This window comes from Bacillus sp. RC242 (genome assembly GCF_044908245.1).
Lineage (GTDB): Bacteria > Bacillota > Bacilli > Bacillales > Bacillaceae_G > Bacillus_A > Bacillus_A mycoides.
The window spans coordinates 21051-38186 of the sequence record NZ_JBIYCZ010000014.1; the positions used below are offsets into that span (position 1 = coordinate 21051).

At 35.0% G+C, this 17136-nt stretch carries 15 protein-coding genes and 1 pseudogene; 15 read left to right on the forward strand and 1 reads right to left on the reverse strand.

Features of this window, described 5'->3' with window-relative positions:
- Positions 1-115 precede the first annotated feature (115 nt).
- The 6 genes and pseudogenes from ABH957_RS22455 (at position 116) to ABH957_RS22480 (ending at position 7101) form a co-directional block, all read left to right on the forward strand.
- On the forward strand, positions 116-664 hold the full coding sequence (locus tag ABH957_RS22455) for an NfeD family protein (RefSeq protein WP_016121430.1): 549 nt from the start codon (positions 116-118) through the stop codon (positions 662-664).
- 12 nt (positions 665-676) lie between these two features.
- Entirely contained in the window at positions 677-2251 is a 1575-nt protein-coding gene (locus ABH957_RS22460) for a flotillin lipid rafts scaffold protein FloT (protein WP_088038384.1), read from the forward strand.
- A gap of 262 nt (positions 2252-2513) precedes the next feature.
- Positions 2514-3551: pseudogene (locus tag ABH957_RS22465) on the forward strand (HAMP domain-containing protein); the annotation flags it as partial.
- Between the two features lie 120 nt (positions 3552-3671).
- Positions 3672-4490, forward strand: a complete 819-nt coding sequence (locus tag ABH957_RS22470) for a methyl-accepting chemotaxis protein (RefSeq protein ID WP_370671442.1) — start codon at positions 3672-3674, stop codon at positions 4488-4490.
- 308 nt (positions 4491-4798) lie between these two features.
- Positions 4799-6409, forward strand: coding sequence for an ATP-binding protein (locus ABH957_RS22475; RefSeq protein ID WP_404512276.1), 1611 nt, complete (start codon positions 4799-4801; stop codon positions 6407-6409).
- Positions 6409-7101: a response regulator gene (locus ABH957_RS22480; protein WP_404512243.1), complete on the forward strand. Its 693-nt coding sequence runs from the start codon at positions 6409-6411 to the stop codon at positions 7099-7101. Before ABH957_RS22475 ends, ABH957_RS22480 begins: the two co-directional genes overlap by 1 nt.
- A gap of 69 nt (positions 7102-7170) precedes the next feature.
- On the opposite strand, the gene ABH957_RS22485 is transcribed toward ABH957_RS22480, so the two are convergent.
- Positions 7171-8475 (reverse strand): CitMHS family transporter, encoded by a 1305-nt coding sequence (locus tag ABH957_RS22485; RefSeq protein ID WP_044444440.1) that lies wholly within the window; start codon positions 8473-8475, stop codon positions 7171-7173.
- 254 nt (positions 8476-8729) lie between these two features.
- On the opposite strand from ABH957_RS22485, the gene ABH957_RS22490 reads away from it, so the two are divergent.
- The 9 genes from ABH957_RS22490 to ABH957_RS22530 all read left to right on the forward strand — a co-directional run bounded on the left by ABH957_RS22490 (position 8730) and on the right by ABH957_RS22530 (position 16759).
- Positions 8730-8984 carry a hypothetical protein gene (locus tag ABH957_RS22490; protein WP_060750498.1) on the forward strand — a complete coding sequence of 85 codons (255 nt, stop codon included), beginning with the start codon at positions 8730-8732 and terminating at the stop codon, positions 8982-8984.
- A 136-nt stretch (positions 8985-9120) separates the two neighbouring features.
- Positions 9121-9624 (forward strand): nitrous oxide reductase accessory protein NosL, encoded by a 504-nt coding sequence (locus ABH957_RS22495; protein WP_404512245.1) that lies wholly within the window; start codon positions 9121-9123, stop codon positions 9622-9624.
- 289 nt (positions 9625-9913) lie between these two features.
- The gene (locus ABH957_RS22500; protein ID WP_404512247.1) at positions 9914-10786 is read left to right on the forward strand and encodes an ankyrin repeat domain-containing protein; all 873 of its coding nucleotides are present in this window, start codon (positions 9914-9916) and stop codon (positions 10784-10786) included.
- Positions 10787-10956: 170 nt separating this feature from the next.
- Entirely contained in the window at positions 10957-11637 is a 681-nt protein-coding gene (locus ABH957_RS22505; protein ID WP_404448661.1) for a GNAT family N-acetyltransferase, read from the forward strand.
- Between the two features lie 307 nt (positions 11638-11944).
- Positions 11945-12511: a glycerol-3-phosphate responsive antiterminator gene (locus ABH957_RS22510; protein ID WP_404512249.1), complete on the forward strand. Its 567-nt coding sequence runs from the start codon at positions 11945-11947 to the stop codon at positions 12509-12511.
- The gene (locus ABH957_RS22515) at positions 12508-13605 is read left to right on the forward strand and encodes an ABC transporter ATP-binding protein (protein ID WP_404457140.1); all 1098 of its coding nucleotides are present in this window, start codon (positions 12508-12510) and stop codon (positions 13603-13605) included. Before ABH957_RS22510 ends, ABH957_RS22515 begins: the two co-directional genes overlap by 4 nt.
- Positions 13605-14537 carry a carbohydrate ABC transporter permease gene (locus ABH957_RS22520; RefSeq protein WP_404512251.1) on the forward strand — a complete coding sequence of 311 codons (933 nt, stop codon included), beginning with the start codon at positions 13605-13607 and terminating at the stop codon, positions 14535-14537. Before ABH957_RS22515 ends, ABH957_RS22520 begins: the two co-directional genes overlap by 1 nt.
- Positions 14534-15355 (forward strand): carbohydrate ABC transporter permease, encoded by an 822-nt coding sequence (locus tag ABH957_RS22525; protein WP_113937864.1) that lies wholly within the window; start codon positions 14534-14536, stop codon positions 15353-15355. Before ABH957_RS22520 ends, ABH957_RS22525 begins: the two co-directional genes overlap by 4 nt.
- A gap of 27 nt (positions 15356-15382) precedes the next feature.
- Positions 15383-16759, forward strand: a complete 1377-nt coding sequence (locus ABH957_RS22530) for an ABC transporter substrate-binding protein (protein WP_404448655.1) — start codon at positions 15383-15385, stop codon at positions 16757-16759.
- Positions 16760-17136: the final 377 nt, after the last annotated feature.

The window sequence follows — 17136 nt, forward strand, 5'->3', positions numbered from 1 at the left end:
TCTTACAGGTTTTTCTTTAAAAATTAAATAACTGAAAATTAAGATTAATAATTTTTGAAAGAGGTGGGGCATACACATAACAAAAAAGGGATTGTTTAAGAAAGGGGGATAAGAAATGGTCTTGTTTGGTTATCCACTTGAAACAATTTATTTATACGGATTTATAATTGCAACTATACTTACTGTCATTTATATCTTCTTTGGAGATATATTTGAATCAATATTTAGCTTTGGTGGAGGATCTGTATCCGTTGTAACGTTGCTACTTAGTTTTTTCGCCATGTTATGTGGACTTAGTTATATAGGAGAATATTTATATTCTTATAATAGTCTCGTTATTTTCGGGTCCTCATTTGCTATATCTTTTATCGGTGTTTTCATAATGAAAATACTAATTTTAAAACCAATTGCAGAAGCGGAACAAAATACTGTGCAACGTATGGATGAATTCATTGGTTGCAAGGGGGAAGTCATTACGACAATTCCTACAGAAGGATTTGGAGAAGTATTAATCTCATCCCAATTTGGAAGTAATGCAATACCAGCGAAAACAATTGGAAAAAAAGATATTTCACAAGGAACCGAGGTCATTATTGAAGGAGTTCAAGATGGTGTTTTGCTTGTACAAAACATCGCTTATTCTTTAAAGAAACCAAAATTATAAGGGGGAATTTATATGACGATTCCATTAATTATCGGTGGAGTTTTACTCGCAATTTTACTTTTACTCATTTTAGTATTTATTACGAAGTATCGTACAGTTGGCCCGGACGAAGCATTAATTGTAACAGGGAACTGGCTTGGTGGTGGAAAGAATGTCGTTACCACTGATGATGGAAAGAAGATTAAGATTATCCGCGGTGGTGGTACTTTCGTTGTTCCAATTATGCAACGGGCAGAACTTCTTAGCTTATTAAACTACAAATTAGAAGTTGGAACACGTGATACCTATACGAAACAAGGTGTACCGATTACAGTAAACGGTGTTTCTATTATTAAAGTAGGATCGACAATTGAAGAAGTTTCTACAGCAGCTGAACAATATTTAGGAAAAGAAACGGAAGAGTTAAAAGTAGAAGCAAAAGAAGTTTTAGAAGGGCATCTACGTGCTATTTTATCTTCTATGACAGTAGAAGATGCTTATAGTAATAGAGAGCAATTCGCACAAAAGGTGCATGAAGTGGCTTCTACTGATTTGAAGAAGATGGGACTTCGCATCGTTTCCTTTACAATTAAAGAAATAATGGATAAAAACGGTTACTTAGATGCACTTGGTCAGCCGCAAATTGCAATGGTTAAGCGTGATGCAACAGTTGCGAATGCAGAGCGTGAAAAAGAGGCACGAATTGAAAAAGCTCGTGCTGAGAAAGAAGCAAAAGAAGCAGAATATCAACGTGATGCACAAATCGCTGAAGCTGAAAAACATAAGGAATTAAAAGTACAATCTTATAAGAGGGACCAAGAACAAGCTCGTGCAGATGCAGATCTTTCTTACGAATTACAACAAGCGAAAGCGCAACAAGGTGTTACAGAAGAGCAAATGCGAGTTAAAATCATTGAGCGTGAAAAGCAAATTGAGTTAGAAGAAAAAGAGATTGCGCGTCGTGAAAAGCAATACGATGCAGAAGTAAAGAAAAAGGCAGATGCAGATCGCTATGCTGTTGAACAATCAGCTGAAGCGGAAAAAGTAAAACAAATGAAAAAAGCAGATGCGGATCAATATAAAATTGAAGCAGAAGCAAGAGCACGTGCAGAAGAAGTTCGTGTAGAAGGTTTAGCAAAAGCAGAAATTGAAAAAGCACAAGGTCAGGCAAAGGCAGAAGTACAAAAGGCGCAAGGTACAGCGGAAGCAGATGTTATTAGGTTAAAAGGTTTAGCAGAAGCAGAAGCGAAACAAAAAATTGCAGAAGCATTTGAATTATATGGGCAAGCCGCGATTATGGATATGGTTCTTAAAATGCTTCCAAGTTATGCGAAAGAAATTGCGAGTCCGCTTAGCAACATTGATAAAATTACAGTCGTTGATACAGGCGGTGGTGGAAAGAATAGCGGTGCCGGAAAAGTTGCAGGGTATGCGACTGATTTAATGGCAACAATGCAGGAAACACTAAAAGCTTCTTCTGGTATTGATTTAAAAGAATTACTAGAAGGATTCGCTGGAAAAGGTGCCGTGCAGCAAATATCAAACGATAAACCTGTTGTATCTGTAGTAGAAGATGGGAAAAAAGAAATAGAAAAAGATAAAAAATAGTAAGGTGGAAAGAACCTCTAGTAAATGGGATACTAGAGGTTCTTTCGTGAAATGTAATATTTAGAATAATATACATTTTTATATATTGTTTTAATTATTTAAATTCTATAGAATGAAAAAGGTATGTAACAATGCTTTAAATGTAGAGAAAGATGAGGGAAAAAAGAAAGAGGGTCTCATCAATGTATTTAAATCGTATGATTTGTATAAAGAGATTAAATGTAAAACGATTGCATTTAAAACGGTATGGAGGGGTAGGAATATGTTCCAAGGAAAATTAAGGAGTAGAAGCTTAAAAATAAAATTACTTGTATCATTTATTATTATTTTAATTCTTCCGAATATTGTAATTGGTTGGACGTCTTATCAGCAGGCGAAGAAAAATTTTAATGAGACAATTTTGCAATCAGCAAAAGATAACGTGAAGGTTTTAAATAATGTAATTAATAAAGAGTTAGATAGTAAGAAAGTAGACGCAGCATATTTTACAAAATTATTCACTGGAGCGAGTTATCAAGCAGATCAGCTTCAAAACGTGCAAAATAAATTAGAAGAATATAATAAATTACATCCAGAAATGGAAGCAATATATACTGGATCTAGTAATGGGCAATTTATTCAATCACCGGCAATTCAAATGCCAGAAGGGTATAATCCGGCAGAAAGAGATTGGTATAAAGAGGCAGTGAAAAAAAGTGGAGAAGTAATTATTACGGCTCCATATAAATCAAAAACGACAGGAAATATTGTTGTTACAATAGCAAAACAAAATGAGGATAAAAGTGGTGTTCTCGGTATTGATTTAATTATAAATGATATTGTAAATACTTCGAAAATGGTTAATATCGGTAAAGAAGGGTATGTTGCAATTTTTGATCAGGATAAAAATGTAGTAGCACATCCAATGCTGAAGCCAGGGGAAAAGGTAGAAGAGAAACTTGAAAAGGAACTGTATAAACAAGAAACAGGTGATTTTCAATTTTCATTAGATGGCGAGGATCGCAATATCACTTTTAAAACAAATAAGCAAACCGGATGGAAAATAGCAGGAATTATGCCTTCAAAAGAAATAATTGAAGCGGCTGAACCTATTTTCTATAAAACATTAACTGTTATTGGTATCTCATTAATAATTGGTGGGATTGTAATTTACTTCATAATCGCATCTATTATTAAACCGTTAAAACAACTTGTTATATCAGCGAGGAAAATTAGCGAAGGTGACTTAACGGAGTCAATTACTGTTCGTTCAAGAGATGAAATTGGTCAGTTAGGTGAAAGCTTTAATGAGATGGCGGCATCATTACATGATGTAATTTCAAATATTAATACTTCAGCTGGTCATGTAGCAGCTTCTTCGGAAGAATTAACAGCTAGTATGAAGCAAGCAAGTGAAGCGACGGAACAAATTACAAGGGCGATGGAACAAGTATCGAGTGGGGCAGAAATACAAACGCGGGAAGTTGAAGAAGGAGCGACTTTGTTAGAAGAAGTTACAGAAGGAATTCAGCGTGTTGCGGATAGCTCTTCATTAGTGTCCACAGCATCTATGTATACGAAGCAAAAAGCTGAAGATGGTGGAAAGTTAGTTGAACAAACTGTGAATCAAATGCAATTAATTCATGAGTCTGTGTCACAGTCAGACGAAGTCATTTCTTTATTAGATGATAAGTCGAAGCAAATTGGAGCTATTCTAGAAGTGATTCAACATATTGCACAGCAGACAAACTTATTAGCATTAAATGCTGCAATTGAGGCTGCAAGAGCTGGAGAGCAAGGAAGAGGTTTTGCAATTGTAGCAGATGAAGTACGTAAACTAGCGGAACAATCGGGACAGTCTTCTACGGAAATTGGAAAGTTAGTGAAAGAGATACAATTTGATATAAAAGAAACTGTAAGTTCTATGAATCAAGTTGGGACAGAGGTACAATCAGGGCTTGTAGTTGCAAATGAGGCGAAGCAAAGCTTTGTAGAAATATTGAAATCTACAAATGATACAGTTGTACAAATTGATAGTATGGTAGATGTAGCGAAGCGAATGACGATAGATACAAAACAAGTAAGTGCATCTATTAATGAAATTGCAGCAACGATTGAAGAAAATGCAGCAAGCGTTCAAAATATTGCTGGCTCCTCTGAAGAACAAGTAGCTTCAGTAGAAGAAATAAATTCAGCAGCAGTTCACTTATCGCGAATGGCTGAAGAATTACAAGAGATGATTGGTAAATTTAAAGTGTAATAACAAGCATTAAGAAACGAGGTAGTAATTTTACTTCGTTTCTTTTTTTATCCCGCTATTTGTGGGCAGTAAAACTCCCACCTCATAATTCGGCTGGAGCAAAGAAGTTAGGTGGGAGTCGGGCGGCCCGTAGATGCCCGATTGGTGAAGGCTAATAATCAGTGGGGGATGAACAAAACCCCCACTGATTAAAGTTTCACTTTATGAAGATAAAGATAAAGAAATATATAGTAACCGTGTTATGATAAAAGGTGATAATTAAAAAGACTGTATTTTCTTTAAATTCTATCTTTAGCCATGTTAGGGGAATGATTTTGAAATTGAAGAAATTGAAACTACAACCGAGAATTACATTAACTATTAGTACACTTATTCTTGCTGTGCTTCTGTTAACGAGTTATTTATTTTACTACATATTATCTGAAACGGTAGAAGACCAAATCGGAAAAAGAGCGTTGCATGTTGCGAAAACAGTTGCTGCTATACCGGAAATCCAGGAAGCTTTTCAAAAAGAAAATCCAGCTTCTATTATTCAGCCAATTGCAGAAAAAATTCGAATCGAAACAGATGCTGACTTTATTGTAGTTGGAAATAAAGATGGTATTCGTTATGCACATCCTAAGCGAGATAAAATAGGAGAAGCTATGGTGGGCGGAGATAACAAAGGGGTTCTATTAGAAGGGAAATCTTACGTTTCGAAAGCAACGGGATCATTAGGGCCTTCATTACGTGGAAAAGTCCCAATTCGTAATCAGGATAATGAAATTATTGGTGTAGTATCTGTTGGTTTTTCCATGGATGATATTCATGGAGCGATAGAAGTGTATGGAAAGCGTGTGTTTTGGATTACAATAACAGGTCTGTTAATTGGGATAATTGGCTCTGTATATTTAGCTAAAAGTATTAAGCGGATGATGTTTGGAATGGAGCCAGAAGAAATTTCATCTTTATACGAGGAGCATAGTACAGTTATTCAATCTGTACGTGAAGGAATTGTAGTAATCGATAAAAATGGTATGGTTAGTTTAGTAAATCAAGCGGCATACGATATCCTTTCTTTAGATAAACAACAAAATATAATAGGGAAATTTATTTTAGATGTTATTCCTAATTCATCGATACTGGATGTACTTCAAACCGGAGAAGAACAATTTGATCGCCAATTAAATATAAAGGGGCAGGATGTTATTGCTAATCGTCTACCTATTAAAGTTAATCATAAAGTAACTGGTGTAGTATCCAGCTTGCGCTTGAAATCTGAGATAGATCAATTAACAGCGGAATTATCTCAAACACGGCAATATACAGAGGCATTACGGGCGCAAACACACGAATATAACAATTTATTGTATACGCTTTCAGGTCTTATTCAATTAGAGTCTTATGAAGATGCTTTAGAGCTTATTCATAAGGAAACGGCAGTATATCAAGAGTTCGTTCAATTTATTATGAAACGAATTCAAAATCCATGGTTAGGTGGGATTTTAATTGGATTTTATAATAGGGCGCGAGAGTTGAAGATTGATTTTATGTTAGATCGGGAAAGTGGTTTAGAAGAGTTAAGTCCGCATATTGAGAGTAATTACGTTGTTTCTATTTTAGGGAATTTGATTACGAATGCATTTGAAACAATTGAAAGAAATCACGAGCATAATAAGAAAGTAAGAATGTTTGTAACAGACATTGGCGAAGAAATATTAATTGAAGTGGAAGATTCAGGACAAGGTGTTCATGATGAAATAATTACAAGCATATTCTATAAAGGTTTTTCGACGAAGGCGGGCGAAAAACGTGGATATGGATTAGCGAAAGTGAAAGAGTTAGTGGAAGATTTAAATGGAAGTATTGCGATTGAAAAAGGGGATTTAGGTGGTGCTTTATTTATCATTGCATTACCGAAAGAGAGAGGCGAATTGTAATGAATGAGGGGATTGAAGTATTGATTGTAGAAGATGATATTCGGATTGCGGAAATTCATCGTCGTTTTACTGAAAAAATTGAGGGGTTTAAAGTAATTGGAACAGCAACGACTGGGGAACAGGCGAAAGAATGGCTAGAGTTTGTAAAGCCACAACTCGTTTTACTAGATGTATATTTACCTGACATGCAAGGGGCCGAACTCGTCACATATATTAGGCATAATTTGCATGATACAGATATTATTATGATTACAGCCGCATCAGAGACGGATGTAGTGTGGCATGCTTTACGAGGCGGGGTAACAGATTATATCGTAAAGCCACTTACATTTGATCGGTTTAAAACAAGTTTAGAAGGTTATCAAAAGAAGATTACGAAGTTAAAGAAAAATGCTCAATTATCTTCAGAACAGATTGAACATCTATGGTCCCAAAGAGGGGTGCAGGCCAATCCAATAGAATATGCGCCAAAAGGAATCGATCCTTTAACGTTAGCAAAAATAAAAAAGCATATGCTAACTATTAATGAAGAGGGAATTACTGCAGAGATACTAAGTTCAATGGTAGGTGTAAGCCGATCAACTGCTAGGCGCTATTTAGAGTATTTGATCTCTGGAAAGAAAGTGCATGCGGAGCTTATATATGGAAGTGTGGGAAGGCCAGAAAGAAGGTATTTCCGCGTTTCTTCATAGGGGATTTTTACAACAATAAAAACAGTAGAGGATTATTACATTTCCTCTACTGTTTTTTCTAGTTTCATCTTATATTGGAATAATTCCAATTACAATTCCAGTAATCAACATAACCATTGTCGTTCCAACAGCCCAAAGTAAAGTGAATCGTTGGTGTTCACCAAAATCAACCTTGGCCATTCCGACTAATAAATAAGTGGAAGCAACGAGGGGACTCAGTAAGTGAACAGGTTGACCGAGTAACGAAGCACGTCCCATTTCTGCTGCACTAATTCCGTAAGCGGCAGCAGCTTTCGTTAAAATAGGTAATACACCGAAGTAAAAGGCATCATTAGACATGAAAAATGTGAACGGCATACTTAGTAAAGCTGTAATAATTGGAAGTTGGGGGCCAAGTGCATCTGGTATAAGAGTAACGACACTTTGAGCCATTGCATCTACCATTTTTGTTCCAGATAGAATACCTGTGAAAATTCCAGCAGCAAAGACGAGAGAAACAACCGCTAATACGTTTCCAGCGTGAGACGCAATACGCTCTTTTTGCTGTTCTAAGTTAGGATAGTTAATCATAACAGCAATAGCAAAAGCGACTGTAAATAGAACAGGTAGCGGCATAACTTCTAGTATGAGACAGACAAGTAATGTAGCGGTCAATAAAAAGTTAATCCATAGAAGTTTAGGGCGTTTATGCACGGCAGCTTCAACTGTCGCAGCTTGCTCATCCATTGTTTGCATTTGTTTTAAATATTGTACATCCATAATTCCTAAACGCTTTCTTTCTTTTTTTCCAAGATAATAGGCAACGAAAACTACCCAAATTGCACCAGCAATCATTCCTGGTATAAGTGGTGTGAAGAGCTCTGATGCATCAAGTCCAAGAGCACTCATAACCCGAGCAGTTGGTCCACCCCAAGGTGTAAGATTTGTAACACCTGCTCCTAACATAACAACCCCAGCTAATATAAGTGGATTCATTCCAAGACGTTTATATAGTGGATACATTGCGGAAACTGTAATCATATATGTTGTTGTTCCGTCCCCATCTAATGAAACGATAATAGTAAGAATAGCTGTACCAACAACAATTTTTAAAGGATCACCTTTTACAAATTTTAAAATTTTACTAATAACAGGATCAAATAAACCGCTATCAATCATAATTCCGAAATATAAAATGGCGAACATAAGCATAATACCAGTAGGTGCTAGCTTTTGAATTCCTTCTAACATCATCGGGCCCATATTGGCATAAAAGCCACCAATTAATGCGAAAATAATTGGAACTAATATTAATGCTACTAGTGCAGACATACGTTTCGTCATAATCAAAAACATAAAGACAAATACCATTGTAAATCCGAGTAATGCTACCATGTAATCTCCCCCTCAAAAAATGATTACGCTTTCAAAATAAAATAAAAATTCAGATAAAAGGTTTTTTGTTTATAATAAAAGGTTCAATTGGAATGGTAAATAATTTGAAAAATAACATCATTAGAAGCATAATCTTTATTTTGATCATTTTGTTCACAGGGTAATTTTGAATTTTTAAAAAGATAAATGCCTGTATGCAAGAATGATAGAATAAGATGGAAATAGCGAAGCGTGAAGTAGGGAGTAGATTTTGAATGGAAACAAGAATAGAAGAAATTTATAGTTCATGTAAAGGCAAAGTAGAGGAGATTTTTATTAATGAATCCTCTTACGTATATGAATGGGAAAAATTAATGATGATTCGAAAGTACGATGGTGAGCTTGAGAAAATCGGGGTAGGGATCAGTGGAAATATAAGATTAGTAAATGTAGAAGTTGGACAGGAAATTGATACGGATACATTATTAGTTAAGTTAGAAGATGATTTGTTAATTACTGGTTGTGAATGATGAGAGATGTGTAGAAGTAACTGCACATCTCTTTTTTGTTCCATATATTACAAAAAGAACATTGTTTTTTCACAAATCTCACACAACCTTTTGGTATTCTTTTCGTGGAGTATACGGTTTCTAGGGAGGAATATTGATGAAAGTAAAATATGTCGTACTTGCTATATGTTTATGTTTCATATTTACGATAGTAGGATGTGGGAAAAAAGAACTAACAGCTGTTGCGATTAATGAGAAAAATGATAAGTGTGACATTTGCCAAATTGGGGTAATCGATAATCAATTCGCAACCGAAATTATTTTAGAAAATGGAAAAGCATTAAAGTTTGATGATATTGGTTGCATGTATAAATGGATGGAGATCAATTCAGGTGAAAAGACGAAAGAAAAATTTGTTCGAGATTATGATTCGAAAGATTGGGTTTCGTTGGAAGATGCTACTTACGTATATGATAAAACAATAACGACACCGATGGCTTATAATGTCATTTCATTTAAAAATAAAAAAGATGCAGAGAGTTTTGTATCTAACTATAAGGGGAAAGTTCTTTCGTATAGAGAGTTATCAGAGCATAAATGGGAAATGAATAAAGAGATGATGGGAAAATCGAAAAAAGGGAATCACGGTGGGCATCATTAATAATAGAAAAAGACAACTATATAGTTGTCTTTTTCTATTATTACTCAGGTGCAAATATAGAAAAGGTGTAAAAATTTTAGAAGAACGGTTACAATGGAATATAGTAACCTAAAGCAATCATTTATGTACTTTTTAGAAATGTATACAAATGCGGTAAAAACGTGCTAAACTAATTGCTTCATAATGTTAATGATGAGGCCATCAGGCGTATCATTCCAATAGGTTGAGAAACATAGTATAAGTTTAAGATAATCCGATTAAAGAAGGAATCTAAAGGGCTTATGGATAAATGTACTCAAGAAAAGTTATTGTATGTGATGGAGGAATGGTTAAGAAAACATTATCTTTCATAGGAGCTGTAGTTGTGAGAAAACAAAAAATTTTATTATGTATGTTATTAGGACTTTTAATGACGGTAGTGGCTTGCGATAAGCAAGAAGAGCCAGAATCAAAACCGGTTCATGTGAAAAACGAAAAGAAAAAAGAGAAGCATAAAGAACAGGAAGAATCTAAAGAAGAAAAAAGTATAAATTTAATGGACAAACAGTTGCTACTTTCTGCGACGCTTGGAGACACAGAAACGGCTATGAAGCTGATCCAAGATGGAGCGAATATCAATGTAGAAGGTGACAACGGAGAAACGCCTGTCCTTGCAGCGACGTATCAAAATCATGTAGAGACAGTTAAAGCATTAATTGATGCGGGTGCTGATATTGAAATTCAAGACGAAAAACAAAGCAATCCATTTCTTTATGCAAGTAGAGAAGGATATACGGATATTGTAAAAGTATTAATTAATGCAGGAGTTAATACGAAGGAAACGACTAAGTCAGGTGGAACAGCACTTATTTCTGCATCTGAGCGTGGCCATGTAGAGGTTGTTAAAGAATTATTAGAGCATACAGATATTGATGTGAATTATAAGAATGAACGTGGTGGAACAGCTTTATTAGAAGCAATTGTATTAGGAAATGGTAGTGAAAGTCATAAGAAAGTAATACAAATGCTTATTGACCACGGGGCAGATGTAAATATGGCCAATAAGGAAAATATTACGCCGCTGCAATATGCTGAAAAAAGAGGTTTTAAAGATATTGCGAATATGTTGAGGATAGCTGGAGCGAATGAAGTAGTACAGCCGCAACCACAACTGGCGGAATAACAAGCTGAAGAAATAAAAAGCACGAAATAATCCCATTTAGATAGACAGAATGAAGAAGTCATTTTAGTATGATGGATTCAGTAATGTGTATTTAAATGGGATTTTTGTTTTGAAAAAATGGATGGATGCTATATCGAGAAGGCTACAAATAGTAATTAAGGAGGGTATAAATGCGATTTTCAGAACTTGAGTTAATAGCAATTCAGGCAGAAGTTTTATTTGTTCATAATCAAGTAGGAAGAATAAAGTGTGTAAATGAAAATGGAAATCTGAAAGCACCACGTTTTTTTCTTAGCAGAACTCGTGAAGGGAATATAACGAGGTATCATTATAAACTGCATGGTGAAATGATAAGTAAGATTGAGAAATTAATTCGAGAATGCTCAAATCACATTGAGATAGCAAAGATCATTAAAGTATTAAATGAAGAGAGAACGGTGGAGAATATTTGGGTGGGTCCTGCTTTCATGTTCCCTAATAATTTACATAAGCCAACTAGAACAATACAAATAACAGAGAAGAATAAAGAGCTTTTGCGAGAAAATTTTTCTAATCTAATAGAACAGATGGAATGGAGGCAACCTTATTTTGCAATTGTAAAAAATGAAAAGGTAGTTTCTATATGTTGCAGTGCCAGAAGTACGCCCGTAGCTGCTGAGGCAAGTGTGGAAACTTTAGTGGAGTTTCAAGGGAATGGATATGGTGCTGATGTCGTTACAGCCTGGGCACTATCAATACAAGAGGAAAAGCGCATTCCGCTTTATAGTACTTCTTGGGATAACTTTGCTTCGCAAGCAGTGGCAAGAAAACTAGAATTGATTAATTATGGAATGAATTTGCATATCACTTAAATTTTAAACACAGTTGTTTGCTGTTGGAGTTTATTCGTATATCTAGATTATTGTAAAAGTAATATGGTGAATATTAACATTCGATTAACATCTAATTAACAATTTATCAAAACTGACTTAATAAATGCGTAATATAGTAAAGGTAACAAAATAACTAGGGTAGAGAACATTTGAGAACACCCGCTTACATATAACGTGCCGCTTTCTTAAGTGTGCTCTATTCCCTAGAGTTCAAATAAGGAGAAAGGTGTTCTATGTAAGTAGGTGTTTTTAGTTTGGATAAAAATAGAAAAGCTAGGTGGAATAAATGTTTAAAGAACCTTATATTGCGATGATAAAGGATTGGAAAGGGGACAAAACATACAAAAAATTACCGAAAACAGTTTTTCTTATGACTGGTTCAATGCTGGAGTTACCAGAGCGTGTATATGAACTACAGAAACATGGACACGATGTATTTCTTCATTGTGATTTTATACAAGGCTTAAATACGAACACAGAGGAAGCACTTTTATATATTCAAGATGTTATCGGAGCACAAGGTATTATTTCGACAAAGGGATCGACAATTCGAAATGCCAATAAAATTGGATTGAAAACGATTCAACGCATTTTTATTGTTGATACTTTATCTCTTACAAAATCAATTGAAAATTGTAAAACGACTAAACCGAATGCAGTAGAGATTATGCCTGGCATTATGCCTTCTATTATTAAACAGCTAGCGGAGGAAATAAAATTCCCTATTATTGCAGGTGGGCTGATTCAAACGCGAGAGGATGCAGAAATCGCAATTCGTGCAGGAGCAAGTGCAATTTCAACGAGTCATTATGAAGTGTGGATACAAGAAGAAAAAAGGAGTGCAACCTTGTGATTGAATTGAAAAATGTTTCAAAGGTATATAAAAATGCGGAAGAGACAGCAGTTAAAGACGTATCAGTTCATATTAAAAGAGGAGAATTTTTTGTTTTAGTTGGACCTTCGGGATGTGGAAAAAGTACATTATTACGAATGCTGGCTGGTTTAGAAGAAATTTCTTCGGGAGATTTAATTATTAATGAACATGTTGCAAATGATTTAGAGCCGAAAGACCGTAATCTATCAATGGTATTTCAAAATTATGCGTTATACCCACATTTATCTGTAGAAGAAAATATTTTATTTGGACTTAAGGTAAGAAAAGTACAGAAAGAAGAACGACAAAAACGATTGATGGAAGCTGTTGAGATGGTAGGGTTGAAGGAATATGTCAAAATGAAGCCTGGGCAACTATCAGGTGGGCAAAGACAGCGTGTTGCACTTGCTAGGGCCATCGTCAGTCAAGCACCGATTTGTTTAATGGATGAACCACTTTCGAATTTAGATGCGAAATTACGTGCACAGATGAGGATTGAAATTAGAGAAATTCAGCAACGATTAGGAATTACGATGATTTACGTTACTCACGATCAAATAGAAGCAATGACTATGGGAGATCGTATTATGGTTTTAAATAAAGGAACTATACAACAAGTTGGAACACCGCTTGATATATATAACGAACCAGCAAACGAATTTGTTGCAAGTTTTATAGGTTCTCCTTCTATGAATATAAATGATGGGGAAGTGGATAAAGAAAAAGGCATATTACATATAGGGCAATTGCAAATTCCATTATCTATTGGACAGTTAAAGCAATTACCAGAAGGAATAATTCGAATCGGCATGCGTCCTGAGCATATTGCATTGTCTGAGGAAGGACAAGAAGTTACGCTGCAATCTGTAGAAGTATTAGGGAATGAATCTATATTAAACTTTGCGATAAACGGAACAACTTGGAGTGCGAAAGTCATCGGACAGTTACTCCTGAACAAAGGTGACAAAGTAAAATTATTATTCTCGCAAGAAAAACTATGCTTCTTTCACCAAAATACGAATGAAAGATTAAAAGTGGTAGCTGAAGAAGAGTTGAAAGTGGTGGCGAAATAATGATTGAAGTAGGTAAGTTACCAGTTCAAACAACAGTGTCAAAAAAGAAGAGTTTATGGGGCAGAACGAAAGATTTAAGAATTGGATTATTGTTTTTGGCGCCATCTATTTTGTTATTTTCAATTTTTCTTTTCTATCCATTGTTTAGGACGATCTACTATAGCTTTTATTTAACAGATATACACGGAGAAGCTAATCTTTTCGTTGGCTTAGAAAATTATCAATATTTATTTTCGGATCCTGCTTTCTACAAAAGTATAAAGTCAACTTTATTATTTGTTTTATATACAGTGCCTACTAGCATTGTATTCGCCTTATTTCTTGCATTAATTGCAAATGAAAAAGTAGGAGGGATCGGGTTATTCCGAGTACTGTTTTCTTCAACGATGGGAATATCAGTAGCTGCTAGTGCAGTGATTTGGCTATTTTTATTTCATCCAAGTGTAGGGTTATTTAATAATATATTAGCCTCTATGAATCTTCCTGCAATCGCATGGTTAACGAGTCCAGAATGGGCACTGTTTTCTGTATCGGTTACAACGGTTTGGGTGAATACAGGATTTGCATTTTTAGTTATATTAGGTGGTTTACAAAATATTGATACGTCTTTATATGAGAGTGCATCTATAGATGGTGCTAGTTATTTATATAAGCTTCGCCGCGTCACATTACCGATGCTATCACCAACTTTATTCTTTATCGTGACAGTAACGTTAATTAGTGCGTTCCAAAGCTTTGGACAAATTGATATTTTAACGCACGGTGGACCGAATGATGCAACGAATTTAATTGTGTATTCAATTTATAAAGAGGCATTTGTGAATCATCAATTTGGAACAGCAAGTGCACAAGCTATGGTATTATTTATTTTCATTTTCATTGCTACATTACTTCAATTTAAGTTTGCTGAGAGAAAGGTGCATTATAAATGATCGTTAAACAGTGGAAACAAAATTTCCTATTATACATGCTGCTCATTATTAGTGCAGTAATGGTGTTTTTTCCTGTACTGTATGCGTTTTTAATAAGCTTTATGACACCAGACGATATTCAAATGAGAAGGTTATTTCCAACTCAATTTACTTTTGATAATTTCATTAATATTTTTCAAAAAGTACCTCTTTTTACATACTTATATAACAGTTTAATTGTATCGACAGTTGTTATGCTTGGACAACTTATCGTATCCAGTTTAGCAGCTTATGCTTTTGTTTTTCTTCAGTTTAAAGGTAGAAACTTAATTTTCTTCTTGTTTATTTCAACAATGCTTATTCCGTGGGAAGCAACGATGGTACCGAACTTTTTAACGATTCAAAACTTCGGATGGATTAATAGTTTTGCTGGGATGACGGTGCCGTTTTTTGCAACAGCTTTCGGTATTTTCTTACTACGTCAACATTTTATGACGCTTCCGAATGAACTGAAAGAAGCTGCTTTTATTGAAGGTATTGGAAATGTAAGGTTTTTATTCAGCGTAGTAATGCCGTATTGTAAAACGAGTTTTATTACTCTTGGAGTATATAGCTTTTTAACAACGTGGAATATGTATTTGTGGCCGCTTTTAGTAACCACTGATGAAAAAGTAAGAACGGTTCAAATTGGTGTAAAGCAGCTTCAATCTCAAGAAGTTGCAACTGATTGGGGCAGTGTAATGGCCGGTGTTACGGTTATCGTCATTCCAACATTGATTTTATTATTTTTAGGGCAAAAGCAATTACAAAAAGGATTAACAAAAGGTGCAATTAAATAAGCATACATAGGAAAAGGTGGGATTGAGATGAGTTTATTGAAAAAAAGTGCTGCTCTTTTAATGGCAGCCACAATGGCATTAACCGGCGCAGCTTGTTCAAATAGTAAAACAGAGGGGAAACCTGAAGCACAGGCAAAAGTAGCTCCTGTTGAAAAGAATGGTGATAAAACTGTAATCCGTTTCTGGCATGCAATGGGTGGAAAAACACAAGGTGTACTAGATGGGCTTGTTGCAGACTATAATAAGTCGCAGAATAAATACGAGATAAAGGCAGAGTTCCAAGGAACATACGAAGAGTCTTTAACGAAATTTAAAACGATGTCTGCAACGAAAGAAGCGCCAGCTCTTGTTCAATCGAGTGAAATTACAACGAAGTATATGATTGATAGCAAAAAGATTACGCCTATCGATAGCTGGATTAAAAAAGATAAGTACGATACATCAAAATTAGAAAAAGCAATTACGAACTATTATTCAGTTGATGAAAAAATGTATTCTATGCCGTTTAATTCATCTACACCAGTATTAATTTATAATAAAGATGCTTTCGCAAAGGCTGGATTAGATCCAGAGAAAGCTCCGAAAACATATGCAGAATTAAAAGAAGCGGCGAAAAAGTTAACGATTAAAGAAGGTGGAAATGTAAAACAGTATGGATTTTCAATGCTGAATTATGGTTGGTTCTTTGAAGAATTGTTAGCGACACAAGGTGCTTTATATGTAGACAACGAAAACGGCCGTAAAGATGCTGCAAAGAAAGCGGTATTTAACGGTAAAGAAGGACAGAAAGTATTTGGAATGTTAGATGAACTAAATAAAGCTGGTGCACTTGGAAAGTATGGAGCAAGTTGGGATGATATTCGTGCTGCGTTTCAGTCTGGACAAGTTGCTATGTATTTAGATTCTTCAGCTGGTGTTCGTGATTTAATTGATGCATCTAAGTTTAATGTAGGCGTTTCGTATATTCCGTATCCAGAAGATTCGAAACAAAATGGTGTTGTTATTGGCGGTGCATCATTATGGATGACGAATATGGTTTCAGAAGAAACGCAGCAAGGTGCTTGGGACTTTATGAAATATTTAACGAAGCCAGATGTACAAGCAAAATGGCATACTGCAACAGGATATTTCTCAATTAATCCAGATGCATATAATGAGCCGTTAGTAAAAGAGCAGTATGAAAAGTATCCGCAGTTAAAAGTAACGGTAGAGCAATTACAAGCAACGAAGCAATCTCCAGCAACTCAAGGTGCATTAATTAGTGTATTCCCAGAATCAAGAGATGCAGTCGTAAAAGCATTAGAAGCAATGTATGACGGGAAAAATAGTAAAGAAGCGTTAGATGAAGCTGCAAAAACAACAGATAGAGCAATTAGTATTTCAGCTCGTACGAATCAAAAATAAGAGAAAGCCGTATCCTTATGAGGGATACGGCTTTCTTTATAAGGAGATAAGGGATCAAAGAAATGATGAATTCTTATCTATTTTATATGAGTAAAGGGTCTAGAAAGAATATTGTCCTTTTCATTATTTGTTTAACTCCATTGCAACTTGTTTACCATTTACGAAAACCTCTGCCACTGCTACTACAACTTCCATCACTTTTTTCATATCTCATCTCTCCTTGTTTTTTGTTTCATTTCTTACTTTTAGTATAAAGAAATATAGTGATTGCAACTATCGAATTGGATGACAAGAGACTTACAGTGTCGTAAGGATAATAGTTTTATTTGTAATAAATACTATTTCGGATTAGTATTCAGAAATTTCCTTCATTTTAA